Annotated in this window: 23 protein-coding genes and 1 pseudogene; 7 read left to right on the top strand and 17 right to left on the bottom strand. The window is 65.8% G+C overall.

The features are described 5' to 3' along the window. A partial coding sequence (locus A3A5_RS39420) for a citrate/2-methylcitrate synthase (protein WP_035813795.1) occupies positions 1-232 on the bottom strand: 232 nt, incomplete at its 3' end. Between the two features lie 98 nt (positions 233-330). Then, positions 331-1,239 carry a methylisocitrate lyase gene (prpB, locus tag A3A5_RS0126930; RefSeq protein WP_018313577.1) on the bottom strand — a complete coding sequence of 303 codons (909 nt, stop codon included), beginning with the start codon at positions 1,237-1,239 and terminating at the stop codon, positions 331-333. Positions 1,240-1,520: 281 nt separating this feature from the next. Between prpB and prpR the strand changes: the two genes are divergently transcribed. Further along, positions 1,521-3,485 carry a propionate catabolism operon regulatory protein PrpR gene (prpR, locus tag A3A5_RS0126935; protein WP_018313578.1) on the top strand — a complete coding sequence of 655 codons (1,965 nt, stop codon included), beginning with the start codon at positions 1,521-1,523 and terminating at the stop codon, positions 3,483-3,485. 13 nt (positions 3,486-3,498) lie between these two features. Here prpR and A3A5_RS0126940 read toward each other — a convergent pair whose 3' ends face one another. After that, a complete protein-coding gene (locus A3A5_RS0126940; protein ID WP_018313579.1) occupies positions 3,499-4,500 on the bottom strand; it encodes a cysteine synthase A in 1,002 nt (333 codons plus the stop codon). A 116-nt stretch (positions 4,501-4,616) separates the two neighbouring features. Then, entirely contained in the window at positions 4,617-4,910 is a 294-nt protein-coding gene (locus A3A5_RS0126945; protein ID WP_010812104.1) for a putative quinol monooxygenase, read from the bottom strand. Positions 4,911-5,133: 223 nt separating this feature from the next. Here A3A5_RS0126945 and A3A5_RS0126950 point away from each other — a divergent pair, with 223 nt between their 5' ends. Further along, complete coding sequence (locus A3A5_RS0126950; RefSeq protein WP_026201176.1) at positions 5,134-6,375, top strand: HD-GYP domain-containing protein; 1,242 nt, start codon at positions 5,134-5,136, stop codon at positions 6,373-6,375. Between the two features lie 15 nt (positions 6,376-6,390). On the opposite strand, the gene A3A5_RS0126955 is transcribed toward A3A5_RS0126950, so the two are convergent. Beyond that, entirely contained in the window at positions 6,391-7,299 is a 909-nt protein-coding gene (locus A3A5_RS0126955) for a LysR family transcriptional regulator (protein ID WP_018313581.1), read from the bottom strand. A 117-nt stretch (positions 7,300-7,416) separates the two neighbouring features. Here A3A5_RS0126955 and A3A5_RS0126960 point away from each other — a divergent pair, with 117 nt between their 5' ends. Further along, positions 7,417-7,734: a multidrug efflux SMR transporter gene (locus A3A5_RS0126960; protein ID WP_018313582.1), complete on the top strand. Its 318-nt coding sequence runs from the start codon at positions 7,417-7,419 to the stop codon at positions 7,732-7,734. 25 nt (positions 7,735-7,759) lie between these two features. Here A3A5_RS0126960 and A3A5_RS42235 read toward each other — a convergent pair. The 5 genes and pseudogenes from A3A5_RS42235 to A3A5_RS0126985 form a co-directional block, all read right to left on the bottom strand. After that, a pseudogene (locus tag A3A5_RS42235) lies at positions 7,760-7,942 on the bottom strand (acyl-CoA dehydrogenase family protein); the annotation flags it as partial. Positions 7,943-8,230: 288 nt separating this feature from the next. After that, on the bottom strand, positions 8,231-8,830 hold the full coding sequence (locus A3A5_RS0126970; RefSeq protein ID WP_018313584.1) for a 2-hydroxychromene-2-carboxylate isomerase: 600 nt from the start codon (positions 8,828-8,830) through the stop codon (positions 8,231-8,233). Further along, a complete protein-coding gene (locus tag A3A5_RS0126975) occupies positions 8,827-10,050 on the bottom strand; it encodes an MFS transporter (protein ID WP_018313585.1) in 1,224 nt (407 codons plus the stop codon). Before A3A5_RS0126975 ends, A3A5_RS0126970 begins: the two co-directional genes overlap by 4 nt. Positions 10,051-10,490: 440 nt before the next feature. Continuing rightward, positions 10,491-11,243: an aldolase gene (locus A3A5_RS0126980; protein ID WP_018313586.1), complete on the bottom strand. Its 753-nt coding sequence runs from the start codon at positions 11,241-11,243 to the stop codon at positions 10,491-10,493. 200 nt (positions 11,244-11,443) lie between these two features. Further along, positions 11,444-12,316: a LysR family transcriptional regulator gene (locus tag A3A5_RS0126985; protein ID WP_026201177.1), complete on the bottom strand. Its 873-nt coding sequence runs from the start codon at positions 12,314-12,316 to the stop codon at positions 11,444-11,446. A 587-nt stretch (positions 12,317-12,903) separates the two neighbouring features. On the opposite strand from A3A5_RS0126985, the gene A3A5_RS0126995 reads away from it, so the two are divergent. After that, complete coding sequence (locus tag A3A5_RS0126995) at positions 12,904-14,235, top strand: mechanosensitive ion channel family protein (protein ID WP_018313589.1); 1,332 nt, start codon at positions 12,904-12,906, stop codon at positions 14,233-14,235. A 14-nt stretch (positions 14,236-14,249) separates the two neighbouring features. Here the strand turns inward: A3A5_RS0126995 and purT are convergent, their stop codons facing one another. The 6 genes from purT to A3A5_RS0127025 form a co-directional block, all read right to left on the bottom strand. Further along, a complete protein-coding gene (gene purT / locus A3A5_RS0127000) occupies positions 14,250-15,455 on the bottom strand; it encodes a formate-dependent phosphoribosylglycinamide formyltransferase (RefSeq protein ID WP_081624002.1) in 1,206 nt (401 codons plus the stop codon). 262 nt (positions 15,456-15,717) lie between these two features. Then, the gene (locus A3A5_RS0127005; RefSeq protein ID WP_018313591.1) at positions 15,718-16,962 is read right to left on the bottom strand and encodes an MFS transporter; all 1,245 of its coding nucleotides are present in this window, start codon (positions 16,960-16,962) and stop codon (positions 15,718-15,720) included. A gap of 194 nt (positions 16,963-17,156) precedes the next feature. Beyond that, the gene (locus A3A5_RS0127010) at positions 17,157-18,149 is read right to left on the bottom strand and encodes a tripartite tricarboxylate transporter substrate binding protein (RefSeq protein ID WP_018313592.1); all 993 of its coding nucleotides are present in this window, start codon (positions 18,147-18,149) and stop codon (positions 17,157-17,159) included. 119 nt (positions 18,150-18,268) lie between these two features. Then, a complete protein-coding gene (locus A3A5_RS0127015) occupies positions 18,269-19,033 on the bottom strand; it encodes a crotonase/enoyl-CoA hydratase family protein (protein ID WP_018313593.1) in 765 nt (254 codons plus the stop codon). A 42-nt stretch (positions 19,034-19,075) separates the two neighbouring features. Next, a complete protein-coding gene (locus tag A3A5_RS0127020) occupies positions 19,076-19,840 on the bottom strand; it encodes an SDR family NAD(P)-dependent oxidoreductase (RefSeq protein ID WP_013956840.1) in 765 nt (254 codons plus the stop codon). Positions 19,841-19,885: 45 nt separating this feature from the next. Then, positions 19,886-21,064 (bottom strand): thiolase family protein, encoded by a 1,179-nt coding sequence (locus A3A5_RS0127025; RefSeq protein WP_018313594.1) that lies wholly within the window; start codon positions 21,062-21,064, stop codon positions 19,886-19,888. Positions 21,065-21,280: 216 nt separating this feature from the next. Between A3A5_RS0127025 and A3A5_RS0127030 the strand changes: the two genes are divergently transcribed. Then, entirely contained in the window at positions 21,281-22,096 is an 816-nt protein-coding gene (locus A3A5_RS0127030; protein WP_018313595.1) for an IclR family transcriptional regulator, read from the top strand. 135 nt (positions 22,097-22,231) lie between these two features. Here the strand turns inward: A3A5_RS0127030 and A3A5_RS0127035 are convergent, their stop codons facing one another. Continuing rightward, positions 22,232-23,029: a crotonase/enoyl-CoA hydratase family protein gene (locus A3A5_RS0127035; RefSeq protein ID WP_018313596.1), complete on the bottom strand. Its 798-nt coding sequence runs from the start codon at positions 23,027-23,029 to the stop codon at positions 22,232-22,234. On the opposite strand from A3A5_RS0127035, the gene A3A5_RS43630 reads away from it, so the two are divergent. Together A3A5_RS43630 and A3A5_RS0127040 are read left to right on the top strand one after the other, a co-directional pair. Further along, the gene (locus A3A5_RS43630) at positions 23,028-23,258 is read left to right on the top strand and encodes a hypothetical protein (RefSeq protein ID WP_157637307.1); all 231 of its coding nucleotides are present in this window, start codon (positions 23,028-23,030) and stop codon (positions 23,256-23,258) included. The two genes, A3A5_RS0127035 and A3A5_RS43630, sit on opposite strands and share 2 nt — an antisense overlap. Before the next feature lie 81 nt (positions 23,259-23,339). Next, positions 23,340-25,502, top strand: a complete 2,163-nt coding sequence (locus tag A3A5_RS0127040) for a PQQ-dependent dehydrogenase, methanol/ethanol family (protein WP_018313597.1) — start codon at positions 23,340-23,342, stop codon at positions 25,500-25,502. The last annotated feature ends 2 nt before the right edge of the window (positions 25,503-25,504 follow it).

Raw genomic sequence — 25,504 nt, forward strand, 5'->3', positions numbered from 1 at the left:
TGGCCTTGTAGGCGGCCAGTTCGGATTTGGTCGGCAGCTTGCCGTGCACCAGCAGGTGGGCGATTTCCTCGAACTCGCAGGTCTCGGCGATGTCGAGGATGTCGTAGCCGCGGTAGTGCAGGTCATTGCCGGTGCGGCCGACGGTGCACAGCGCGGTGTTGCCGGCGGTCACGCCCGACAAGGCGACGGATTTCTTGGGCTTGGGAGTGACGAGCGGTTGCGCTTCGGACATCTGGGTCTCCTTTGTGTGATACCTGGTATTGCCTGTCTGTATCGTGCACGAGATCGTGCAAGCGGCCGGGACATAGCCCGGCCGCGCCTGAGTCTTGCTTACTTGCCCTTGCCTTGCGCAAAGAGCGCGTCAAGCTTCTGCTCGAAGTCATGGTAGCCGATGCTCTCGTAGAGCTCGGCGCGGGTCTGCATGGTATCGACCACGTTCTTCTGCGTGCCGTCGCGGCGGATGGCCGCGTAGACATTTTCCGCGGCCTTGTTCATGGCGCGGAAGGCCGACAGCGGGTACAGCACCATCGACACGCCGGCGCCGCCGAGTTCGTCGGTGGTGAACAGCGGCGTGGCGCCGAATTCGGTGATATTGGCCAGCACCGGCACCTTCACCGCATCGACAAACTTGCGGTACATGGCGAGGTCGGTCATGGCTTCCGGGAAGATGGCGTCGGCGCCGGCTTCCACGCACGCCACGGCGCGCTCGATGGCCTGGTCCAGGCCTTCGACGGCGAGCGCGTCGGTGCGGGCCATGATGACGAAGTTCTCATCGGTGCGGGCGTCGACGGCGGCCCTGATGCGGTCGACCATTTCAGCCTGCGTGACGATTTCCTTGTTGGGGCGGTGGCCGCAGCGCTTGGCGCCGACCTGGTCCTCGATATGCATGGCCGCGGCGCCGAACTTGATCAGCGACTTGGTGGTGCGGGCCACGTTGAAGGCCGAGGCGCCGAAGCCGGTGTCGACGTCCACCAGCAGCGGCGTGTCGCACACGTCGGTGATGCGGCGGATGTCGGTCAGCACGTCGTCCAGGTTAGAGATACCCAGGTCCGGCAGGCCCAGCGAGCCGGCCGCGACGCCGCCGCCCGACAGGTAGATGGCCCGGTAGCCGGCGCGCTTGGCCAGCAGGGCGTGGTTGGCGTTGATGGTGCCCACCACCTGGAGCGGATGCTCGTCGGCAAGCGCCTGGCGGAAACGGGCGCCAGCGGAGCGCGCAAGGTCGGAAGCGGAGTAGGTCATGGCGTTTGCGTTGGTGAACAAGGACGGACCCAATACTGCAAGGGGTGTGCCAAGCCCATTGGCGGGCACTCGAAAAATCCGCCAGCCCTTGTCAGTGCTGGGCTGGCGGGCAGGGCGGCTGGCTCGCGGCCGATTTCATGTCATCTTTTCAGCACAATTGAATTTCAAAATCACAAGTTTGGAATGCAAAGTTGAAATCCTGGGCTGCGTGGCGGACAATGTGCCAGCACTGTACGCCTGTTCGTCCCGGGTTTCATCACGCATTCTTTCTGCATTGCACCATGGCTCCTCCCGTTTCCACACAAGCCCGTCCGCGCATCTGGGCCATCGGCATCAGCCGCCTGGCACGCGCCTTCGCCGACCTGATTCCGGCCTATGCCGACCGGGCCGAATTCCGCATCGTCGGCAAAGGTTTCGAGGCCGCTGCCAGCGCCGTGGCGCGCGAGGCGCGCGAGGGCCGGCTCGACGTGGTGGTGGCGGGCGGCTCCAACGGCGCCTACCTGCGCCAGCACGTGGATGTGCCGGTGGTACTGGTCAAGGTCACGGGCTTTGACGTGATGAGCGCGCTGGCCACCGCGCGGCGCATTTCGCCGCGGGTGGCACTGGTCACGCATGCGTCGACGTATGCCGAGGTGGATGAATTCGTGCGCGCGTTCTCGCTGTCGGTCCCGGCCTATACCTACCTGACCGAGGACGATGCCGTGGCGCGCGTGAAGGCGCTGAAGCAGGAGGGCATCCAGGTCGTGGTCGGCCCCGGCCTGGTGACCGACCTGGCCGACCGCTATGGCCTGACCGGCGTGTTCCTGTACTCCGGCAACTCGGTGCGCATGGCGCTGGAAGACGCGATCGAGGCTGCGCGCCTGCGCCGCATCGAGGCCACCCGGCGCGACTATGTCAATACCATCCTGGCGCACCTGAACGAGGGGGTGGCGGCAGTGGATGCCGAAGGGCGCATCCAGTCGTTCAACCCCGCGATGGAGCGCTTTCTCGGCACTTCCGTTGCTGCCGCGGTCGGGCGCAAGCTGCAGACGCTGGCGCCAAACCTGGCGCTCGAAGGCGTGATGCAGAGCGGCGACAAGGAACTAGAAGCGATCCACAAGCTCGGCGACAAGATGGTGGTGGTCAACCGCATCCCCATCATCGGCGAGGCCGGCACCACCGGCGCGGTGCTGACCATCCAGGACGCCAGCGCGATCCAGCGCGTGGACCGCAACCTGCGCTCGCGCGCCCGCACGCGGCCGGCCGGGGTGCGCTACAGCCTGGACGACCTGGCCGGCACCTCCGCGGCCATGACTGAGCTGCGCGAGCTGGCGCGGCGCTACGCGGCGGTGGATTCCACCGTGCTGATCGGCGGCGAGAGCGGCACCGGCAAGGAGGTGCTGGCGCAGGGCATGCATGACGCCAGCCCGCGCCGCGCCTTCCCGTTCGTGGCAGTCAATTGCGCGGCCTTCCCCGAGGCGCTGCTGGAGAGCGAACTGTTCGGCTATGAAGAGGGCGCCTTCACTGGCGCGCGCCGCGGCGGCAAGGCCGGCCTGTTTGAATCGGCCCACAACGGCACGCTGTTCCTCGACGAGGTGGGCGACATGCCGTCCGCGCTGCAGACGCGCCTGCTGCGCGTGCTGCAGGAAAAGCAGGTGCTGCCGATCGGCGGGCTCGACGCCGTGCCGGTCAACGTGCGCGTGATCGGCGCCACCCACCGCGACCTGGCCGCGATGGTGCGCGATGGTTCCTTCCGGCAGGACCTGTACTACCGCCTCAATATCCTGCGCATCGAGATGCCGCCGCTGCGCGAGCGCTCCGAAGACCTGCAGGAGCTGGCCGAGCTGCTGTACCGGCGCGCACAGGAGCGCCTGGGCATGGACCGCCCGCAGCGCCTGCCGGCCGCGGCCCGCGCGCGGCTGGCGCGCTACCGCTGGCCGGGCAATATCCGCGAGCTGGAAAACGTGACCGAACGGATCGCCGTGCTGGTGGCCGGACGCCGGCTGGACAGCGACGCGCTGCAGCGTGAGCTGCAGGCGGCGGTGCCGGAGCTGTTCGGCGATGGCATGCTGGCGCCGGCCGAGGCCGGCGCTGAGCCCGCCGCGCCGGCAACACGCCCGCGCCGTTCACTGGCCGGGGTGAAGCAGTCCAGCGAAGTCGAGCATATCCGGCGCGTGCTGGCCGAGTGCGGCGGCGACCGCGCCACGGCCTGCCATATCCTTGGCATCAGCCCGACCACGCTGTGGCGGCGGCTCAAGGCAGCGTGAGCCGCGCAAGCATTTACCCTGCGGGGCCGGCGCGCCGGAACGGAATTGGCTGCAGTCCCTTGCCCTCCAGCCAGGCTTGATTGAACAGCCGTCCCATGTACAGGTCGCCGCGGTCGCATAGCAGCGTGACGATGGTATGCCCCGGCCCCATCTCGCGCGCCAGCGCCACCGCGGCGCCGACGTTGATGCCCGACGACCCGCCCACGAACAGCCCCTCCTCGCGCAGCAGGCGGTAGACCATGTCCACGCAGGTCTGGTCGTCGATGCGCACGGCATCGTCGATGGGCGTGTCCTGCAGGTTGGCGGTGACGCGGCTGGAGCCGATCCCTTCGGTGATCGAGCTGCCTTCGGCCTTGACCTCGCGGTGCTTGACGAAGTGGTACAGGCCGCTGCCGTGCGGGTCGGCCAGCACGATGCGCACGCTGGGCTTGTGCTCTTTCAGGCAGCGCGCGATGCCGGCCAGCGAGCCGCCGGTGCCGGTCGAGCAGGTGAAGGCATCGATGTGCCCGCCGGTGGCGTGCCAGATCTCGGGGCCGGTGGTCTCGTAGTGGGCCTGGCGGTTGGCCAGGTTGTCGAACTGGTTGGCCCAGATCGCGTTGTCGGTCTCGTCGGCCAGCCGGCCGGCAATTTTCTGGTAGTTGTCCGGATCGGCATAAGGCTTGGCGGGCACCGCGCGGACCTCGGCGCCGAGCATGCGCAGCCGCTCCATTTTCTCGGGCGACTGCGTGTCGGGGATCACGACAATGCAGCGGTAGCCACGCGCCGCGCACAGGTGGGCCAGGCCGATGCCGGTATTGCCGGCGGTGCCTTCGATGACCGTGCCGCCGGGCGTCAGCAGCCCGCGCCGTTCGGCATCACGGATAATGTAGAGTGCCGCGCGGTCCTTGACCGAGCCGCCTGGATTGAGGAATTCCGCCTTGCCGTAGATATCGCAGCCGGTCTCGGCGCTCAGGCCGGCCAGCCTGATCAGCGGGGTGTGGCCGATAGTGCCGGCAAATCCATCCCTGACTTCCATAGTGCACTCCTGCCGTGCCCGCTCCGGGCGTCACATTGAGTGATAGATCGGTGCGGCGGGAATGACAAGCAGGGGGACGGGCCGAAGTGACCGGGATTGCCCGTGGCCAGGCGGGGTCAGGCGGCGTTGAGCCAGCGGAAACTGAAATCGCCTTCGACGAAGTCCGCGCGCGAGGCATGGAAATCGCGCATATAGGGCCGGTTCAGGTGCGATTCGAGCGCGCGCTTGGAGTCCCAGACCATGTAGATCACAAAGACCCGCGCATCCTCGGCGTCTTGCCCGACGTGGTAGTCCAGGCAGCCGGGCTCGGTCAGCCCGCGCGAGCGCAGCGTGGTGAGCTGGGATACCAGCGCCTCGCGGCGGTGGGTCTTGGCACGGGCGATGCCGACTAGCGTGTACGTTCCGGACATGGGTGAACGGGGGCGACTGGCTGGCGTCTGTGAGCACTGGGCAGGCCATTGTAGCGCTGGCGGTACCGCCCCCGGCAATGCCCGAGGACGCCGTCCGGGCATTCGGGTGGCGCTTGACAAGGGCGGGCGGCACGGTTCTTTCCCGCAATAGGGCTAAAGTCCTGCCGGCGGCTGCCGATATCCCGATCGAAAACAAGAAAACCATCATCCGAGGGGGTAACGCATGTTGAGACGCATACGGTCGGAACAACTGCAGGTCGGGATGTTTGTCGCCAGGCTTGGCGGCCCGTGGATCAACCATCCGTTCTGGCGCGCAAGGTTCCTGATCGCCAATGAGGAGCAGGTTCGGCAGATCCTGTCGGCAGGGGTGCAGGAGGTCTGGATCGACATCCTGAAGGGCCGCAACTTAGCGGCGCCGGACACGCCGGGCACGCCGGACACGGCGGAAATACCCGACCCCGTCCCCGCCTCGGCGTTGACACCCGACCCCATGGACCCGGCCACCGCGCCGCAACTCGCCGCCACGCTTGATGCCGAGATTGTCCGCGCGCGCGAGCTGCTGCAATCCGGCAAGGCCGTGATCGGCTCAATGTTCGCCGACATCCGCATGGGCCGGGCGCTGGAGGTCAACGGCGCGCTGCTGCTGGTCGACTCGGCCTCACGCTCGCTGTCGCGCCATGGGCAGGCGTTGCTGGCGCTGGCGCGGCTCAAGGCGCGTGGCGACGACAACTACCTGCACGCCTTTGCCGTCTGCGCGCTGATGATCGCCGTCGGCCGCACGCTGGGCCTGCCCGACGACGAGGTGCGCGAGCTCGGCCTGGCCGGCCTGCTCCACGACATCGGCAAGCTGACGCTGCCCGCGGCCCCGGCGCACAAGGCCAGCGAACGCACGCCCGAGGAAGAGGAGATCTACCGCCGGCATCCGTCGGCTGGCTACCGCCTCCTGAATGAGGCCCGGCTCTATTCGAACATCCCGCTCGATGTCTGCGTCCATCATCACGAACGGGTGGACGGGCGCGGCTTCCCGTACGGCCTGGCGGGGAGCGAACTGAGCGTGCACGCCAAGATCGGCGCGATCTGCGATGCCTATGACTCGCTCACGTCCAGCCGCCCGGGCCACCAGCCGTGGTCGCCGGCCCGCGCCATGGAATACATGGCCGTGCGTGTCGACACGCTGTTCGACCGGCGCGTGTTCAAGGCCTTCACCCGCACCGTCGGCATCTATCCGCTCGGCACCGTGCTGCGGCTGCGTTCGAACCGGCTGGCAGTGGTCTGCGCGCAGAACGAGGCCGATCCGCTGCGGCCGAAGGTGATGGCGTTCTATTCCGTGTCGCAGTCAAGACCGACACCCACCGAACTGATCGACCTGCGCCACAGCGACGAAACCGTGGTGGCGTTCGAGAATGCCGCTGACTGGGGGTATACGGATGAGCAGCTGATGGAGATGTATGCCACGGTGGCCTGAACCAGAGGCAAGTCTTCAGCCCGCCACCCATTCCCCTTGCCTCAGCCGCTCATACAGGAAATCGCCCAACACCCGCACGCGCGCGCTGTGCCTGAGATCCGGATGTGTCAGCACCCACAAATCGGTATCCATGGCTTCATCGACTGGCGCCAGCCGCACCAGGCCGGGGTCGGCCCCGGCCAGCAGGCACAACAGCATGCCGGCGCCCATGCCGTGCCGCACGGCATCCGCCATGGCCACCAGGCTGTCGGCACTGACAGCGCGGCGGGGTTCCGGCACGTGGTCGCGTATCCAGCGCGCCTGGGCGAGGTGGGATAGCGCATCGTCCGGCACGACCCAGTCATAGGCAGACCAGTCCGACAGCCGCGGATGGTCGGCTTCCGTTGGCAGCCCGAGTTGCGCCAGGTAGCGCCGCGCCGCGTACGGCGCCGTCTGCAGCCGCCCGATTCGGCGGCCAACCAGGTATTCCGGCGGCGCATTCGCCGGCCGGATTGCCACATCGGCCTCGCGCCGGCTCAGGCTCAGGAAGCTGTTGTTGATGACGATCTGTAGCTGGATGCGCGGATGCATGGCCCGGAATGCTGCGAACAGCGGCATCAGCAGCCCGCCCAGCAGGGTATCGGTGGTGGTCACGCGCAACGGGCCGCTCAATTGGCTGTCAAGGCCGGACAGCTGGCGCTGGGCCGCATCGATCTGCTCGCCGACGCCGGCCAGCCGGTGCGCCAGGGCCTCGCCGGCGGCGGTCATGGCATAGCCGGTGGCATGGCGTTCGAACAGCAGGGTGCCCAGGGTCTCTTCCAGCCGCGCCAGCCGGCGCAGGACCGTGGAGTGGTTGACGTGCAGGGCGCGCGCGGCGCCGGCGAGCGAGCCGGACTGGCCCACGGCAAGGAAGTACTTCAGGTCGTCCCAGTCTGCTTCCTGCATGTTTGCATAGCCCCTTTGCAGAATTCGCCAGTTTTCGTGCTGATCTGCACAGCCTACAGTGGCGTGGCGTGCCCGGCAATCGGTGTCGGGCGGCAGACCTGGATGAAAGATATGGCAATGGCGTGGATGCTGCTGGTGCTGGCGGGCCTGATCGAGATCGTGATGGCGCTGGCGCTCAAGCATACCGACGGCTGGACGCGGCCCGGGCCGACGGCATTGGGCATCGGGGCGGCGCTGGCCAGTATCTTCCTGCTCAGCGCGGCGCTGCGGCACCTGCCGGTCGGGACGGCGTACGCAATCTGGACCGGGATCGGGGCGATCGGGGTGACGGTGATCGGCATCCTGTTCCTGGGCGAAAGCGCGGCGCCGATGCGGCTGGTGCTGATCGGGCTGATCTTTGTGGGGATCGGGGGGTTGAAGCTGCTGCCGGCCTGAGCCCCAGGCCTTGGCCGTAGCGCGCTCAGGCGTGTCGCGCCCCAAGGTTGGCGCCCGGCCTGAGGACGTCGCGGCCGATGATCAGCTGTTGCACTTCGGTGGCGCCTTCGTAGATGCGCAAGGCGCGGATCTCGCGATAGAGGCTTTCCATGATGCCGCCGACCTGCACGCCGCGCGCGCCGAACTACTGCACCGCGGCATCGACCACCGTTCGTGGCGGTCTATCGCCGCGTGATGGAACTGAACCTCGATACCGAGAGCCTGGCTACGACTCGGCCATCCAGGCTGCCACCGGGCTGACGGGCATCAATGGCGAGGGGGCGCCGGCCCGTTGTGGTTGAGCGTTCCCGTGGTCGACGTCGCCACACGAACCTTCGTCTGAGTACCCCTTTCCCCTGGATGGTCGCGACGCGGCACACCGGGCCGTCAGCTTCTTATAGGCACCCCTCCAGAGCCTGGAGCCCATCGCCTGCCTTGCTCTTAAGCCGCCCCATTTTTAGGTGCAGGCCAGGGTATCCTCAAGGAAATCGAGGCGATCCTGGCCCCAGAACACTTCTCCACGGTAGACGTATGCAGGCGAGCCAAAGACACCGGCTGAGATAGCGTTGTCGGTGTATTGTCTGTACTCCGCTTTGATTACTGGAGATGCGGCTTGGCTGAGAAGCGCCTCGCCATCCAGGTCCAGCGAGCGGGCGATAGTTTGCAGCGTCTCTGGTGAGGAGATGTCCTGGTCCTCCAACCATTCGGCATGAAGAATCGCTTGGGCCAAGGTGCCTTCGCAAAGCCCCGCGTGCTTCGCAGAAATGACCATGCACGAAGCAAGATCACCGTTTGGGCACATGTATCTGGGCTGCGGATTGACCGGAATCCCTAGCCGCTTGCACCAACGGGCGAGTTCGGTGATCCGGTAAGCCTGCCTTTCCTGAGAGCGCTGCCCGAGCAAAATGCCCCCCGTCTGCGAGTAAACGTACGGCAGGTCCACAGGCATATAGTTGATCGCGACGCCTTGGCGTTTGGCAAGTTCCACAAGACGGCTGTGTCCGAGATAGGCCCAGTCCGAATTGATCCAAAAGTAATAGTCAATTGCCTTGGTCATTGCTCAGTTGCCTTCATGCGAGATACACAGAAGATCGACAAGCACCCCAGGGCAGTGAGGTAGCCGGCGAGATACAGCGGACTACCTTGGCCGAGCTTAAGCAGCCAGGTCGCCACCAGTGGGGCCAGTCCGCCACCGATAGCACCAGAGACTTGCACGGCAAGGGAAATACCACTGTAGCGAACTTCCGGGGGGAATTGCACAGAAAATAGGCTACCTTCGGGGCCGTACAGCATGGCATAGATAAGGCCGATTGCGATCACCATGGCGAGATATACAGCGCCGACGCTTCCCGAGCCAAGAAGCTTAAAAAACGCGAACCCGAAGAGGCAGATTCCGACCGATCCGACCACAAAGATCTTCCTATGCCCGATCTTATCCCCGAGCAAGCCAGTGAGAGGCATTGTGAACAGTGCGACGGCAGCGCCCGCGATCACGGCATTCAGCATCATCGTCTTGGGTAAACCAAGTGTTACCGTACCGTAGGTCAGGGCAAAGGTAGCGACCGTGTAGAACCACGTGACTTCCGCCATCCGCGCGCCGGATACCTTGAGCAACGACAACCAGTGGTGTTTGACGACATGGACCACCGGCACCTCGACCTCATGGCCTCTTTGCTTAACCTTTTCAAAGTCAGGGGACTCGGCGACGCGGATGCGGATGAACCATCCGACAGCCAGAAGCAACGCACTGGCCAGGAACGGAATGCGCCAGCCCCAATTCAACATATCCGCCTCAGGCAGTCTCGCAACGCTTGCCATTGCCAACGATGAGAGGATGAGGCCAGGAGCGACGCCAGTTTGAGGAAGACTACCGAAGAAGCCTTTTTTGCCTTCGGGGGCATGTTCCACAGCCATGAGCACGGCGCCGCCCCATTCGCCGCCGACGGCGAGCCCCTGGAGAAGGCGCATCAATACGAGGATCACGGCGGCCCAGTAACCAATTTGCTCGTAGGTTGGAATGAGGCCGATGATGATGGTCGGGATACCCATCATCATCAACGTGATCAGCAGCATGGATTTTCGCCCAACCTTGTCACCAAAGTGGCCGAAGACAATGCCTCCAAGAGGCCGGGCGAAGAAGCCGACGGAGTAGGTCGCGAACGCGGCGAGGGTCCCACTGATCGGATCGAAGCTGGGAAAGAAGATCTTGTTGAAAATTAACGCGGCGGCAGTTCCATAAATGAAGAAGTCGTACCACTCGATAGTCGTGCCGAGCATGCTGGCAAATGCCTGCGACGGTGTGCTGCTTGGCCGTCCCGGCATTTGCGCTGGCGATGCCTGCTTGTGAATTGGCGGGATACATAGAATGCCTCTGTGACTTGCTTGATGGGGGCGATGTGCTCGAGCGTGGTCACTCAAATGCACGCTTCTTTGCTTTGGGGGATATGTACGGTGCCGGTGGTGGTCGATGTTTGCTTTACGGGGCTATTCATTGCGTCTCCAGTGCTGACTAGTGGCATCTGTGCGTGCCAATCTCGGTATGACCCTGTCCCCTTCCGAAGGACCAGCCGCTCGCTACCGAAAAGCGGGTTGGCTGGTAGTGCCAGTCTCGCGGGCCAAGATGGCCATGGGAACACTCGCCACCTTTGCTAACGGGGTAAAATCATGCTGGAGGTCGTGGTTCGTCTTTTGGGGCCGAAGGCCGAAGGTGGTGCGACTCAACGCTCCGTCTGGCGGCACCAGTAATCAAAGGTACCGTTGACGATCGAAGGCTTGAGCAGATAGTCGTGAGCTTCACGGGCGAGATCGTCGGGTAGTGGGGTAAGCGGCCCGAAGGTGCGGGCGCGCACCTGCATGCGGGCAGCGCGCTCCATGTAGACAGAAAGATAGGTCGCTTCTTGCACGCTACATCCGGTGGTTAGCTGACCGTGGCTGGCCAGCAGGATCGAGCGGTTGGTGCCCAGAGCGCCGGATATGATCACGCCCTCCTGGTCAGCGATGGGAACGCCAGGCCATTCCGCAAGGAACGCGCAATCGTTGTGAAACGGCGTCATGTCCATTTGCGATACGATTAGCGGTTGCTTGGCCGCGGCAAGTGCCGACACATACGGAGAATGCGTATGGATGATGCTATGGGTGTTGGGGCGATCGGCATAAACCCACAGATGGAACCGCGTTGCCGGATTCGCCATCCCAATGCCGCTGAGGGTATTCAGGTCTTGGTCGACTTCAATAAAGTCGGCTTCGGTGGCCTCGTCAAAACCCAGGCCGAAGCGCAGGGTCCAGTAGGCGCCTGGGCGCTCCGAGCGTGCACTGATCTGGCCAGCCAAGCCAGCATCCTGCCCGGTCATGGCCAGGATGCGGCAAGCATAGGCCAGCGTTTGCTGCAGCGTGCGCTCGCGAGGCTTGAGATGGGCACGCATCTCCTGCGTTGCGCGTTCGTCGAAGTATTCCTTAGAGCGAAGTTCCATTTTGTTTCCAGTCGTATTGGTTGCCGGGCATAGACTGGGCCCGGCGACTCCAGAACGCCTCTGTTGCCCCTCGTGGGGGGGCACACTTCGGCACCATCCCGACTTGGCCGGTGGGATGTCGGTACAACTGGATTATGGGAAGTCAGAAGGGACTGTGATAGCGCGGAGCGCTCATACTTCCTATGACTGCGCGTACTACCTCAGACCGTTTGAGCGATCTTCAGTATGTGTTTCACCAGCGCTGTTTGAGCTTTTTCTCGCTTGGTAATGGCGACAACGCGCCGACTGAGACGAGGATTTGTTATTCGCACTCGTGACAGCCCATAGTTCTCGAGCAGTTGTGTCGGTACTCGGTCTGGTAAAACGCACTGACCGCCGGTTGATGCGACGAGCCTGAGCATCGCATCAACCGTGTCCACTTCCGCCACGACATTTGTGTCAAGTCCCTTCCTGTGCAGCATTCGTCTTAGCGCATAGTGCGCAGGAAAAGCGACAAGCGGTAGTCTTTGTGCCTCTAGGTCGACCCCTTCGAGTGCGACCGAGGGCGAGTTTTGGCTGACGATCAACGTCATGACATCGTCGAATAGCGGCACGATTTCTACGGCATCTGAGGCTACCGCAACGTCGTAAACAAAGCCTATATCCGCTTTGCCCGTCTCCACCAGCTCAACAACTTCAGGTGAACTCCGCCCCATGAGCGAGACATTGGCATTTGGGCGCTGGCTCATGAATCGGGAGACAACGTCTGGCATGAAGTAGTAGCTGAGGGTATGAATAACAGCCACTCGGAGACTGCCTTGGCTGACTCCTTGCTCCTCGCACAACTGGAGAATCGTATTGTCGATAACGTCATATGCGGCCTGGGCGGCAGCCTGCAGTTTGTGGCCTGCGTCAGTAAGGGAGACCCCGCGCCCGTGGCGGTCGCACAATTTTTGACCTACTGCTGCCTCGAGGTGGGCCAGCTGACGGCTCAAGCCGGATTGGGTTAGACCAAGCGTCATTGCAGCGCCTGAAATGGAGCGGGCCTGCGCTATTGCCAGGAATAGCCTTATCTGAGCATCTAATGCCTTCATAATTTTGGGGGGGTGCCCCTCTTCAGCTAGTTATGACGTTCAACCGTTCCGCCATTTCGAACCGACGTGGCTTCAGCGCTTTCCCGGTCGGAGCCCGCCCCTCCCTGGACTTTGGGCGTCAATGGATCCCTCGGTGGAGATGTGGCTAGATCCATCGCTCAACAGGCATCCGGCATTAACGCAAGTTCCGCACCATATGTGTATTGGTACTATGCCCGGTTTGATAGTCGACTTCGGCCAGCTCGCTCTGTTAGCCCAGCCGGTCGTACCCGGCTTTTGGCGGTTGGCCCCTCGTTCGCATGACGCCTCTGCCCTGCCGGCCGTGCAGCAGCGGATGCAGGCCTACGGCGTCGAGCCGAGCAAGCTGACAGCGGAGGAATTCGCGCGCTTCAATCTTGCCGAGAGCGCGAAGTGGCTGGACGTCATGAGGCGCGCCCGCTTGGAGCCGAACTGACGGCCGGGGTGGCGAGACTCACGGTGCGCCGCGGACAGGGACGGCTCGCGGTGCCTTTGGGCCTGTGGCGGGGGGGGGCGGGCAGGTTCTGTACACTATCTCGCCAAGTCACTGGCTATAAAGTTGCCCCTCCATGAGTTTCGATGCCCTGCTGGAACTGTTCCAGCAACGTATTCCTGCCCATCCGTGGGCCCAGATTGCCTTGTACCTGCTGGTGCTGGTGCTGATCGCCGTGGTGGCGCAGTGGCTGTTCGGCCATGTCATGTCGCGCATCGCCCATCGCTTGCTGACGGTATGGGGCAAGGGGCCCTGGAGCAAGGCGCTGACGCGTTATCGTGCCTATCGGCGCTTTGGCTATGCGGTCGGTTTCGGGGTGATCACCGTCGGCATTGGCGAAGTGCCGCACATGGGCCGCTATGCGCTGGCCGTCGAGCGCCTGGCGCATGCCGGCCTGTGGATCTGCTTTTTCCTGATGCTTGGCGGCGTGCTGAGTGCCTGGCAGGACGTATACGCCAGCAGCCGCAGGGCGCAGACGCGCTCGATCAAGGGCTATATCCAGGTGGGGCGGCTCGGGCTGGGGCTGGTGTGTTCGGTGCTGGTGCTGTCGATCCTGATCAACCGCTCGCCGCTGTGGATGCTGTCTGGCCTGGGCGCATTGTCGGCGGTACTGCTGCTGGTGTTCAAGGACACGCTGCTGTCGCTGGTGGCCAGTACCCAGCTGACCTCCAACGATATGCTGCGCATCGGCGACTGGATCGAGATGCCCCAGTGCAATGCCGACGGCTACGTCAAGGACATCGCCCTGCATACGGTCAAGGTGCAGAACTGGGACAACACCGTGACCACGGTGCCGACCTACAAGCTGTTCTCCGAGAGCTACCGCAACTACCGGCAGATGTTCGAATCCGGCGCGCGGCGCATCAAGCGTACGTTGCGGCTGGATGCGGGCAGCGTGCGCTTCCTGGAGGACCGGGAAGTGCAGGCGCTGATGCGCTTCCGGCTGCTGCACGACTACCTGGAAGAGAAGCAGGCCGAGGTCGACGAGGCCAACCGCCTGCTGACTGCGGCCGGCAATGACCCGGTCAACCGGCGCCGGCTGACCAATGTCGGCACCTTCCGCGCCTATGGCATTGCCTACCTGAAGGCGCACCCGGAGATCCACCACGATCTGCTGCTGAACGTGCGCATGATGGAGCCCGATTCGCAGGGCATCCCGGTGGAGATCTACTGCTTTACCGCGCTGACTGCGTGGATGGACTATGAGCGCATCCAGGGCGATGTCTTCGACCACCTGCTGGCGATCCTGCCTGAGCTGGGCCTGCGCCTGTACCAGGCGCCGTCAGGCGCGGACCTGAGCGGCGTGCGCATCTCGCCGGTGCTGGCCGCTGCGCAGGTGGCGGCAGCACAGGCCACCGTCCATCATGCACCTGCCCACGCCGCCGCCGCGGGCAGCCATCCGATCTGACCTGCGCCTGATGCTCAGCCGACCGCGCGCGGACGCACGCGGCTGGCAGCTTCCTTGGCCCGGGTGCGGGCGGTGTCGACATCGTCCGCGTAGGCCAGTGCCACACCCATGCGGCGCTTGACGAAGCTCTCGGGCTTGCCGAACAGGCGCACCTCGGTCTGCGGTACGCTAAGTGCCTGGTCCACGCCATCGAAGACCACGCCCTGGGCATCCACGCCGCCGTAGATCACGGCGCTGGCGCCGGGGCTGCGCAGCGTGGTGTCGACCGGCAGGCCCAGGATGGCGCGCGCATGCAGCTCGAACTCGCTCTGCCATTGCGTGGCCATGGTGACCATGCCAGTGTCGTGCGGGCGCGGGCTGACTTCGCTGAACCAGACCTGCTCGCCCTTGATGAACAGCTCCACGCCGAACAGGCCCATGCCGCCCAGGTCTGCCGTGACCGCCTGCGCGATGCGCTGGGCGGTTTCCAGCGCAGCGGGGTGCATCGGCTGCGGCTGCCAGCTCTCGACGTAATCGCCGCTGACCTGGACGTGGCCGATCGGGGCGCAGAACTGCGTCTCCACCTGCCCGCTGGCGCCCACGGCGCGCACCGTCAGCAGCGTGATCTCGTAGTCGAAATCGATAAAGCCTTCCACGATCACGCGGCCGTGGCTGACGCGGCCGCCGGCCATGGCGTAGTCCCAGGCTGCCTTGACGCCCTCGGGCCCGTCGATCTTGCTCTGGCCCTTGCCGGAGCTGCTCATCACCGGCTTGACCACGCACGGGTAGCCGATGCCGCCGTCGATGGCAGCCTGCAGTTCATCCAGCGAATCGCAGAACTTGTACGGGCTGGTCGGCAGGCCGAGCGATTCGGCGGCCAGGCGGCGGATGCCCTCGCGGTCCATGGTCAGGCGCGCGGCGCGGGCGGTGGGGATCACGCGCACGGTGCCGGCGGCTTCCAGCGTTTCCAGCATGGGCGTGGCGATGGCCTCGATCTCGGGCACGACCAGGTGCGGCTTTTCCGCCTCGATCAGCGCCTTGAGCTGGTCCGGGTCGCTCATGGCGATGGTGCGCGCGTGGTGGGCTACCTGCTGGCCGGGTGCATTGTCATAGCGGTCGACGGCGATGGTTTCCACACCCAGGCGCTGCAGTGCAATCAGCACTTCCTTGCCCAGCTCGCCGGAGCCGAGCAGCATCACTTTGGTGGCGGAGGGGGAGAGAGGCGTTCCGAGGGTGGTCATGGCAGCGGGTGGGACGGGAAGGAAAGCCGAGATTGTACGTGTTGGGGGCTGTCTGTGGCGCCGGCGGGGGCGCATATTGGCATGGGCCAGGGAAGGGCGCCTGGCGGGCGTGCCACCCAATTCAGCGAAGAAGCATAAAAAAACCCGCGCGGGGGCGGGCTTGAAAAGGCCTGAGGATCCAAGACCGGACCGCTCAGGATCCATGCTAGGTGCTAAGCGCGCCCTCCGCATCCCCCGTTCGGGGCGGGCCGGCGCCGGCGCTTCAGGAAGTGGCCATCAGCGGCGGCTGCCGCCGCGTGGCCGCGGCAAATGCAATTTGCGCCAGACCCGCGGCCAGCCCCAACGTCACGCCGACCTGCCACGCCACGGTGTAGGAACCCAGCGCGTCGTAGACCAGCCCACCGCCGAAGGCGCCGAGAAAGCTGCCGATCTGGTGGCTGAAGAACGCCACGCCGCCCAGCATGGCCTGCCAGCGCAGCCCGAAGGTCTCGGCGATCCAGCCCGATACCAGTGGCGCCACGCCCAGCCACAGGAAGCCCATCACCGCGGCGAACACCAGCGTGCTCTGCGGCGTGGGCGCCGACGAGAAGTACCAGGTCAGCGCCAGCGACCGAATCGTATAGATGCCGCCCAGCAGCATCAGCTTGTTGAAGCGGCCTCCGGCCCAGCCGAAGAAGATGCTGCCCAGCACGTTGAAGCCGCCGATCACGCCCAGCGCCTGCGCGCTGAGCATCGGGTCCATGCCGCACACGTCCAGATATGACGGCAGGTGCGTGGTCAGGAAGACCAGCTGCATGCCGCAGACGAAATACGCCAGTGCCATCACCACGAACGGCGCGTGCCGCAGCGCGGTGCCCAGCGCTTCACGCGCGCTGTCCTGGCCGCGCCCCGCGGGCGACACCAGCGGCAACCGGTCCACGCGCCCGGCAAACCACGCCGCGGGCAGCATCACCAGCGCCAGCAGCACGAACGCTGCCAGCCCGGTGCGCCAGCCGTAGGCCTGCGTCACCATCTGCCCGATCGGCGCCGCCAGCAGCGCGCCCAGCGAGCCCGCGCCAGACACCAGCCCCAGCACCGTGCTGCGCAGCGCCGCCGACACCGGCCGCGCCGCTACCGCCATCGCCAGGGCGCTGCCGGTGCAGGCCATCGATGCGCCAATGGCCACGCCCGCGCCCAGTGTGATGCCGACCATGCTGTGCGCGGTCGCCAGCAGCACCAGTCCGGTCACATAAAGCAGCGAGCCGGCCAGCATCAGCGGCCGGAAGCCGATCCGCGTGGCCCAGGCCCCGGCCAGCGGCTGCAGCAGGCCCCACGCCAGGTTCTGTACCGCGATGGCGATGGTGAAATCCGATACCGAGATACCGATGTCCCGCGTCAGCGGCGGCATGAAGATGCCAAGGCTCTGGCGCAGGCCCATGGCCAGGCTGAGCATCACGGAGGCGCCGATCAGGATCGGCAAGGCCGGGCGCAGGGCTTCGTAGCGGGAAGGCGCGGTGGGGGTGGGCACGGTGTGGTCTCGTCGCTGTCGTTATCGTTGTGGGTCCCGCGGCGCTTTCTATGTATTGAATGTACTGGTATTTAAGTAAGCGCTGAATATACCGCAGGGTAGGGCGAGGGTATGTCGCAGGCCCCACCGTGTCAATTTGGCTTTGGGCCGGGCCGCCTTCCGCTTTGCCAAAGGCGGCCCGGCACCTGGTACAGCTAGTCCAGGCTGACCTTGGATGCACGGATGGTCTCGCCCCAGCGCTTGATGTCGCCGCTGACCAGCGCGGCGAACTTCGGCTGCGGTTCGCCGCCCGGGATGCCGCCCATGTCGCGGAACCTGGCCACCACCTCGGGGTCGCGCATGGCCTTGCACAGCGCTTCCTGCAGCGTGGCGGCAATGGCCGGCGGGGTCTTGGCCGCCGCAAAGAAGCCCAGCCAGCCCATCACCACGAAATCCTTCACGCCGGCCTGCGCCATCGTCGGCACGTCCGGCAGGGCGGGCAGGCGCTCGGCGCTGGTCACCGCAAGCGCGCGCAGCTTGCCGGCGCGGATCTGCGGCAGCGCCTGCGTCAGGTTGTCGAACATGAAGGTGGTTCCGCCCGCCAGCACCGAGGTCGTGGCTGGTGTCGACCCCTTGTACGGCACGTGAATCACTTCGGTGCCCGTGCGCAGCCGGAACAGCTCTGCCGTCAGGTGCGTGGTCTGCCCGATGCCGGCCGAGGCGTAGGAATACTTGCCCGGGGACTGCTTGAGCTGCGCCACCAGCTCGGCCACGCTGCGCACCGGCGCCTGCGCGCCGACCACCAGCACGTTGGCAAACGAGATCAGGTCCGTCAGCGGCATGAAGTCCTGCGGCTGGTAGGACAACTGCTTGTAGGCGCTGTAGTTGATCGCGTGCGAGCCGGTGTTGCCGACCAGCAGCGTGTAGCCGTCCGGCGCCGCGCGCATGAAGGCCTGCGTGCCGATGACGCCGCCGCTGCCGGGCTTGTTGTCGACCACCACCGGCTGGCCCAGGATGGCCGACAGCTTCTGTGCCACCAGCCGCGTCGGGATGTCGGTGGTGCCGCCCGGCGCGCCGGGCACGATGATGGTGATGGGGCGCTCAGGCCAGGCCGCGGCGCTGGCCGCCACCGGCAGCGTGGCGGCGGCGGTCGCCAGCAGCAGGGCAGCGGACGTGTTGAACAACGATTCGGGCAGCTTGTGTTTCATGGGTCTCCTCCATGTTCTGGTCTGTGTGCTGCTTGGCAATGCAAGAACGGCCGGCTTGCGGCCGGCCGTTCTCTAGTGCAGCGCGGATGGCATCAATGCCGTCCGCCTGGCGTGGGCCATCACTTGCCGGTCCACACCGGCTTGCGCTTCTCGGCGAACGCGGCGGCCCCCTCGCGGGCGTCGGCCGAGGTGAACACCGGCGCCAGCAGCGGGCGCTGGCGCTCGAACATCTCTTCGGCGCTCCAGTCGGCGGACTCGGCCACGATCTGCTTGGTGACGGCAACCGCCAGCGGGCCGTTGGCACCGATCTCGTCGGCCAGTGCGAGCGCGCCTTCCAGCGCCTGGCCCGGTTCGGTCAGGCGGTTGATCAGGCCATAGGCGTGGGCCTGTTCGGCGCCCAGCATATTGCCGGTCAGCGCGTATTCCATGGCGATGTGGTACGGCACCCGGCGCGGCAGGCGCATCAGGCCGCCGGCGCCCGCCACCAGGCCGCGCTTGACTTCCGGCAGGCCGAACTTGGCCGCTTTCGACGAGACGACCAGGTCGCACGCCAGCGCCAGCTCGAAGCCGCCGGCCAGCGCATAGCCTTCCACGGCGGCGATCAGCACCTTGCGCGGCGGCTTCTCGGTCAGCCCGCCAAAGCCGCGGCCGGGCAGGCTCGGGCGCTTGCCTTCCAGAAAGCCTTTCAGGTCCATGCCCGAGCAGAAGGTGCCGCCCGCGCCGGTCAGGATGGCCACGCTCAGGTCGTCGCGGCTTTCCAGCTGGTCGATGGCGGCGGCCAGTGCCGTCGCGGTCTCGAAGTCCATGGCGTTTTTCGCCTGGGGCCGGTTCATGGTGATCAGCAGCGTATTGCCGCGGGTTTCCAGTTGCAGCGTGTCGCTCATGCGAGTTTCCCTGTTCAGAAGGCGGTATCGGCGCAGCGCGGGTCAGCGCGGTGCCATGCGGATGGCGCCATCCAGGCGGATGGTTTCGCCGTTGAGCATGGGGTTCTCCAGGATGTGCAGCGCGGTGGACGCATATTCATCCGGTGCGCCCAGGCGGGGCGGGTGCGGCACCATGGCGCCGAGCGAGGCGCGCACGTTCTCCGGCAGCTTGGCCAGCAGCGGGGTGTCGAACAGCCCCGGGGCGATGGTGCAGACGCGGATCGCGCGCTGTGCCAGGTCGCGCGCGGCCACCAGGGTCATGCCGACGATGCCGGCCTTGGCCGATGCATAAGGAATCTGGCCGATCTGGCCTTCGTACGCGGCCACCGACGCGGTCAGCACGCACGCGCCGCGCTCACCGTCGATCAGTTCGTTCTTCGCCATGCGCGCTGCCCCCAGGCGCAGCGCGTTGAAGGTGCCGATCAGGTTGATGCGCACGATCGACTCGTATTTTTCCAGCGAGCCCGGCGAACCGTCCTTCTCGACCACGCGCACAGGCCCGCCCAGGCCGGCGCAATGGATCAGCGCGCGCAGCGGGGCAATGGCTTCGGCGGCGTCGTAGACAGCGTTCATCTGGTCGGTGTCGGTCACGTCCGCCTTGAGGAAGCGGACCTTGCCGCCGAACTCGTCGACCGCGGCATTGCCGCGCTCTTCCGACAGGTCGGCGATCACGACATCGACGCCGCGTTCCACCAGGCGCCGCACGCAGGCCAGGCCCAGGCCGGACGCACCGCCGGTCACGACGGCGGACATATTGGTCAGTTTCATGCTGTGTCTCCTTGATTGGATACGTTGTTCGGTAGAAGGCGCCGCTTACAGGCGCTCGATGATGGTGGCGTTGGCCATGCCGCCGGCTTCACACATCGACTGCAGGCCATAGCGCTGGCCGCTGTCTTCCAGTGCATGCAGCATGGTGGTCATCAGCCGCACGCCGGAGGCGCCCAGCGGATGGCCCAGCGCAATCGCACCGCCGCGCGGGTTCAGGCGTGCCGCGTCGGCGCCGAGCGCGCGCTGCCAGGCCAGCGGCACGCAGGCAAAGGCTTCATTGATCTCGTAGTGGTCGATCTGGTCCAGCTTCAGGCCGCTCTTCTTGATCGCGCGCTGGCTGGCGGGGATCGGGGCGGTCAGCATCATGACCGGATCGTCGCCGCACACGTCGAATGCGACAAAGCGGGCACGCGGCTTCAGCCCCAGGCGCTGCGCCATCGATTCGCTCATCAGCAGCATGGCGCAGGCGCCGTCACTGATCTGCGAGGCATTGCCAGCGGTCACGTTCCAGCCGATCTGCGGGAAGCGCGCGCTGAGCTCGTCGTTGCGGAACGAAGCCTGCAGCGTGCCCAGCTTCTCCACCGACGTGCCGGGGCGGATGGTCTCGTCGTGCTCGACCACGCCGTTGGGCGTGCTGATGCCCAGGATCTCGCGGCGGAAGGCGCCGCTTTCGCGCGCGGCGGCGGCCAGCGCGTGAGAGCGGGCCGAATAGCTGTCCATGTCGTGGCGCGACAGTTCGTACCTGGCGGCAACCAGCTCGGCCGCAACACCCTGTGACACCAGGCCCGGTGCATAGCGCGCTTCCATCGACGGGCCGTACGGGTTCTGGCCGATGCGGGCCGATCCCATCGGCACCCGGCTCATCGACTCGATGCCGCAGGCGATGACGATGTCATAGGCGCCCGCCATGATGCCCTGCGCGGCGAAATGCACCGCCTGCTGGCTGGAGCCGCACTTGCGGTCGATGGTGGTGGCCGGCACGTGGTCAGGAAATCCGGCCGCCAGCCATGCCACGCGGCCCGGGCCGGCGGATTGCTCGCCCGCCTGGGTCACGCAGCCGGTGATGACGTCGTCGACCAGACCCGGGTCCAGCTGGTTGCGCTCGACCAGGCCCTTGAGGACCTGGGCCAGCAACTCGGTGGCATGGAGTTCGGTAAAGGCCGAGCCTGGCTTGGAGCGGCCCATCGGGCTGCGGATGGCGTCGACGATGACGGCTTGTTGCATGCGGTGTCTCCTGAAAAGGCTGAGCGTTGCGAGTCGTGGCTGGGATATTGAGACATCCGTACCGAAATGTGCTCGTCCAATACGATGAATTGGGATTCTGGCTTCGGAAAAGCGTCGTGTAAACACAAAAGGCCAGGTTTGACTTTGGAAAAAACGAAGGGCAACATCCGGGTTTTGAGACCCGTGTATCAAAAAACCTTGAATCCAGGCAATGACATGACAAATGCATCACATGCGTCCCTGGCTCCGCCGCCCGCCGATGCCGACGGCGAGGCGCGCCTTGTCAGCGCGCTGGCGCGGGGCATTTCGATCCTCAACTGCTTTTCGCCGACGGTGCAGGAGCTCAGCAGCCGCGAACTGATGGAGCGCACCGGCCTGGCCAAGCCGACCCTGTTCCGCCTGCTCGATACTTTGTGCGAGCTGGGCCTGCTGCATTATTCAGAGCGCCTGTCGCGCTACGTGCCCGGGGTCAGGCTGATCAACCTGGCAGCGCCCGCGCTGGCACGCATGACGATCCGCCAGCTGGCGCGGCCGGCCATGCAAGAGCTGGCCGACCATATCGCCGGGCAGGTCGAACTGATCGTCGGCAGCGGCAATGCGCTGACCTACGTCGAAATCGCCCAGGGCGTGGGCAGCCATGTGTTCCGGCCCGAGGTCGGCACGCGCGTGTCGGTCTCGCGCACAGGTTCCGGACGCGGCTACCTGATGCTGTTGACCGAGGCCGAGCGCGGGGCATACCTGGCCCAGCTTCGCGCCGCCGATCCGCAGCGCGCCGACTGGCTGCAGGAGCGCCTGACCGATGCCGCCCGCGACCTCCAAGACCACGGCTTCTGCCGCGGCCACCGCGACTTGCACCGCGAGGTGGAATCGGTTGCCGTGCCGATGCGCACCCGCCGCGACGGCGAGGCGTGGATCTTTGCCGCCTCGGTGCCGGTGTTCAGCCAGCAGAGCAAGCAGATGGAGGAGGACATCGGCCCGCGGCTGGTGAGCCTCGTGCGCAATGTAGAGGGGGCGCTGGGCGTGGCCGCATAATCGCCACGGCTGCTGGAGGGCGCGCTGGTTCCCGGACGAGATCGCACTGGCAGCGCGCGAGCAGCGCCATGCCGACCACGTGGCGATGGTCAACCAGTCGGCGCAGACGCAGCCAGCCTGGCCCTCGGTTGACCCTCAGTTGCCGGTAAACACCGGCGTGCGCTTATTCAGGAACGCTTGCACCGCCTCGCGGTGATCGGCAGTCTGGTGCGACAGCGCCTGGAAGCCGGCGGACAGTTCCAGCAGCGTATCCAGGCGGGTATGCATGGCCTCGCGCATCAGGCGCTTGGCCAGGCGCACCGCGTGCGGCGGGTTGGCGGCGATGCGCCCGGCCAGCTCATAGGCCGTGGGCAGCAGCGCCTCGGGCGCGACCACGCGCGACACCAGGTTCCATTCCAGCGCCAGCCTGGCATCGATCGGCTGGCCAGTGAAAGTCATCTCGGCCGCCCGCGACAGGCCGATCACGCGCGGCAGCAGCCACGCGCCGCCGTCGCCGGGAATGATGCCAAGCTTGACGAAGGACTCGGCAAACTGCGCCCGCTCAGAGGCAATGCGGATGTCGCACATGCAGGCCAGGTCCAGCCCCGCGCCCATGGCCGCGCCATTGACCGCGGCGATGACCGGCACTTCCAGGTTGAACAGCGACAGCGGCAGCCGCTGGATGCCACAGCGGTAGTCCTGCCGGATTTCCATGCCCGGCACTTCGCCGGAGGCCTGGCGTTCCATGTCCTTGATGTTGCCGCCCGACGAGAACGCCGTGCCCGCGCCGGTAATAACCACGGCGCGCACGCTGCGGTCGCCGTGGATGCGGTCGATCGCGGCCAGGAACTCTGCCACCGCGGTATTGCCGGTCAGCGGGTTGCGGCGCTCGGGCTCGTTCATTGTCAGCGTGACGATATGGTCTTGCTGCTCGTAGAGAAGGAAGTTGCTCATGCTGGTGTCTCCGGATACGGGGATGCGGGGATTGCGGGCTGCGGTTGCCTGCCTTGGCGCCAAGGCTAAGCGACGCGTGCCCACACCGTCCAATATTCATTTCTTCGTCAGTAATATCCGCCACATATCGCTCGGCGGGCTCTGGACGTCAGCCGCCTTGCGCCGGCTGCACGATTTTCTGCGGGTAATCCCTGTATCCATAATCGGATCGCTCACCGATTATCTATAGGCCCCGGCCACCGCCCGGCATCGCGCAGTTCCGTAATCCTGCAGTCCCGAATTCCAACAAGAATGCCCTACAGGAGACGACATGAGCCATGCGTTGAAGCAGGCGACGGACCCCGTTGCCCCCGATGTTGCGATGATGCACACCCGCCGCCCCATGAGGCGCGCCACAGGCCTGCTGGCAGCCGCCCTGGCGCTGGTAATGCAGGTCTTGCCCGCCGGCGCCGCGGCGCCGCGCAATGCGGCAGCCAAGGTCGACGGCGCCTTCATCAGTGCCAACGCCAGCACGGCCCGCGACTGGCCCAGCCATGGCCTGGACTATGCCGAGACCCGCTTCAGCCGGCTCAGGCAGATCGATGCCGCCAACGTGCGCGACCTGGGCCTGGTGTGGACCTACAATCTGGAGTCGACCCGCGGCGTGGAAGCAACCCCGCTGGTGGTGGACGGCGTGATGTACGTCACTGCGTCATGGAGCGTGGTGCATGCGGTCGATGCGCGCACCGGCAAGCGGCTCTGGACCTTCGATCCCAAGGTGGACCGCTCGCTCGGCTATCGCGGCTGCTGCGACGTGGTCAACCGCGGCGTGGCGCTGTACCAGGGCAAGGTGTTCGTGGCCGCGTACGATGGCCGGCTGATCGCGCTGGATGCCGCCAGCGGCCGCAAGCTGTGGGAGCAGGACACCATCATCGACCGCAAGTACTCGTACACCATCACCGGCGCGCCGCGCGTGTTCAAGGGCAAGGTCATCATCGGCAACGGCGGCGCCGAATATGGCGTGCGCGGCTACATCACCGCCTATGACGCCGGCACCGGCGAGCAGAAGTGGCGCTGGTTCACGGTGCCGGGCGACCCCTCCAGGCCGTTCGAGGATGCGTCAATGGCCGCGGCGGCCAAGACCTGGGACCCCAGCGGCAAGTACTGGAAGGCGGGCGGCGGCGGCACGGCCTGGGACACGCTGGCCTTCGACCCAGAGCTGAACCTGATGTACGTGGGCACCGGCAACGGCGCGCCGTGGTCACACAGCAAGCGCAGCCCGGCCGGCGGCGACAACCTTTACCTGGCATCGGTCGTCGCGCTCGATCCCGACACCGGCAAATACGTCTGGCACTACCAGGAGACCCCGGGCGACAACTGGGATTACACGTCGACCCAGCCGATCATCCTGGCCGACCTGAAGCTCGATGGCCAGATGCGCAAGGTCATCCTGCACGCGCCCAAGAACGGCTTCTTCTTCGTCATCGACCGCACCAACGGCAAGTTCATCTCGGCCAAGAACTTTGTCGACGTGAACTGGGCCACCGGCTATGACGCCAATGGCCGCCCCATCGAGCGGCCCGAGGCGCGCGCCACCGACAAGCCCTATGACTCGGTCCCCGGGCCGTACGGCGCGCACAACTGGCACCCGATGTCGTTCAACCCGCAGACCGGGCTGGTCTACCTGCCGGCGCAGAACGTCCCGATCAACCTGATGGACGACAAGACCTGGAACTTCAATGAAGGCAAGCCCGGCACCCCGCATGGCAACGTGGGCTGGAACACCGCCAAGTTCCTGAACGCCGAGCCGCCCAAGAGCAAGCCCTTTGGCCGGCTGATTGCCTGGGATCCGGTGCAGCAGAAGGCGGCGTGGACGCAGGAGCATGTGTCGCCATGGAACGGCGGCACGCTGACCACCGCCGGCAACCTGGTGTTCCAGGGCACCGCCGATGGCCGCTTTGTCGCCTATGACGCGCGCAGCGGCGACAAGCTGTGGGAGTCGCCCACCGGCACCGGCGTGGTGGCGGCGCCGGTCAGCTTCGAGTTGAACGGCAAGCAGTATGTGTCGGTGGCAGTGGGTTGGGGCGGGGTCTACGGGCAGGCCCAGCGCGCCACCAACCGGCAGGGGCCGGGCACGGTCTACACCTTCGCCCTCGGCGGCAAGGCGCCGCTGCCGGCCTTTGCCGAGTACCGCGCCGCCAGGCTGCTGCAGGGCGTGAAATATGACCCGGCGCAGGTCAAGGCGGGCACCGGTCTGTACGTCAGCAACTGCGCCCTGTGCCACGGCGTGCCCGGCGTGGACCGCGGCGGCAATATCCCCAACTTGGGCTATATCGATGCCGCCTATATCGAGAACCTGGACAAGGTGGTCTTCAAGGGGCCGGCGATGGCGCGCGGCATGCCTGACTTCACCGGCAAGCTGACGCCGGACGACGTCGAGAAGATCAAGGCCTTTATCCAGGGGACCGCTGACGCGGTGCGGCCCAAGCCCTGAGG

The organism is Cupriavidus sp. UYPR2.512 (assembly GCF_000379565.1).
Taxonomy (GTDB): Bacteria; Pseudomonadota; Gammaproteobacteria; order Burkholderiales; family Burkholderiaceae; genus Cupriavidus.

What these genes read in the sequence shown, in the direction of transcription:
- A3A5_RS0127015 (WP_018313593.1), bottom strand. Translation starts at nt 19,033, where the DNA reads ATGAGCGACACGCTGCAACTGGAAACCCGCGGCAATACGCTGCTGATC.
- A3A5_RS0126960 (WP_018313582.1), top strand. Translation starts at nt 7,417, where the DNA reads ATGGCGTGGATGCTGCTGGTGCTGGCGGGCCTGATCGAGATCGTGATG.
- A3A5_RS0126970 (WP_018313584.1), bottom strand. Translation starts at nt 8,830, where the DNA reads ATGACCAAGGCAATTGACTATTACTTTTGGATCAATTCGGACTGGGCC.
- A3A5_RS0126955 (WP_018313581.1), bottom strand. Translation starts at nt 7,299, where the DNA reads ATGCAGGAAGCAGACTGGGACGACCTGAAGTACTTCCTTGCCGTGGGC.
- A3A5_RS0127010 (WP_018313592.1), bottom strand. Translation starts at nt 18,149, where the DNA reads ATGAAACACAAGCTGCCCGAATCGTTGTTCAACACGTCCGCTGCCCTG.
- A3A5_RS0126985 (WP_026201177.1), bottom strand. Translation starts at nt 12,316, where the DNA reads ATGAAGGCATTAGATGCTCAGATAAGGCTATTCCTGGCAATAGCGCAG.
- prpB (WP_018313577.1), bottom strand. Translation starts at nt 1,239, where the DNA reads ATGACCTACTCCGCTTCCGACCTTGCGCGCTCCGCTGGCGCCCGTTTC.
- A3A5_RS0127025 (WP_018313594.1), bottom strand. Translation starts at nt 21,064, where the DNA reads ATGCAACAAGCCGTCATCGTCGACGCCATCCGCAGCCCGATGGGCCGC.
- A3A5_RS0127040 (WP_018313597.1), top strand. Translation starts at nt 23,340, where the DNA reads ATGAGCCATGCGTTGAAGCAGGCGACGGACCCCGTTGCCCCCGATGTT.
- A3A5_RS0126950 (WP_026201176.1), top strand. Translation starts at nt 5,134, where the DNA reads ATGTTGAGACGCATACGGTCGGAACAACTGCAGGTCGGGATGTTTGTC.
- A3A5_RS0126940 (WP_018313579.1), bottom strand. Translation starts at nt 4,500, where the DNA reads ATGGAAGTCAGGGATGGATTTGCCGGCACTATCGGCCACACCCCGCTG.
- A3A5_RS0127035 (WP_018313596.1), bottom strand. Translation starts at nt 23,029, where the DNA reads ATGAGCAACTTCCTTCTCTACGAGCAGCAAGACCATATCGTCACGCTG.
- A3A5_RS43630 (WP_157637307.1), top strand. Translation starts at nt 23,028, where the DNA reads ATGCTGGTGTCTCCGGATACGGGGATGCGGGGATTGCGGGCTGCGGTT.
- A3A5_RS0127020 (WP_013956840.1), bottom strand. Translation starts at nt 19,840, where the DNA reads ATGAAACTGACCAATATGTCCGCCGTCGTGACCGGCGGTGCGTCCGGC.
- A3A5_RS0127030 (WP_018313595.1), top strand. Translation starts at nt 21,281, where the DNA reads ATGACAAATGCATCACATGCGTCCCTGGCTCCGCCGCCCGCCGATGCC.
- A3A5_RS0126975 (WP_018313585.1), bottom strand. Translation starts at nt 10,050, where the DNA reads ATGCTCGGCACGACTATCGAGTGGTACGACTTCTTCATTTATGGAACT.
- A3A5_RS0126995 (WP_018313589.1), top strand. Translation starts at nt 12,904, where the DNA reads ATGAGTTTCGATGCCCTGCTGGAACTGTTCCAGCAACGTATTCCTGCC.
- A3A5_RS0126980 (WP_018313586.1), bottom strand. Translation starts at nt 11,243, where the DNA reads ATGGAACTTCGCTCTAAGGAATACTTCGACGAACGCGCAACGCAGGAG.
- purT (WP_081624002.1), bottom strand. Translation starts at nt 15,455, where the DNA reads ATGACCACCCTCGGAACGCCTCTCTCCCCCTCCGCCACCAAAGTGATG.
- prpR (WP_018313578.1), top strand. Translation starts at nt 1,521, where the DNA reads ATGGCTCCTCCCGTTTCCACACAAGCCCGTCCGCGCATCTGGGCCATC.
- A3A5_RS0126945 (WP_010812104.1), bottom strand. Translation starts at nt 4,910, where the DNA reads ATGTCCGGAACGTACACGCTAGTCGGCATCGCCCGTGCCAAGACCCAC.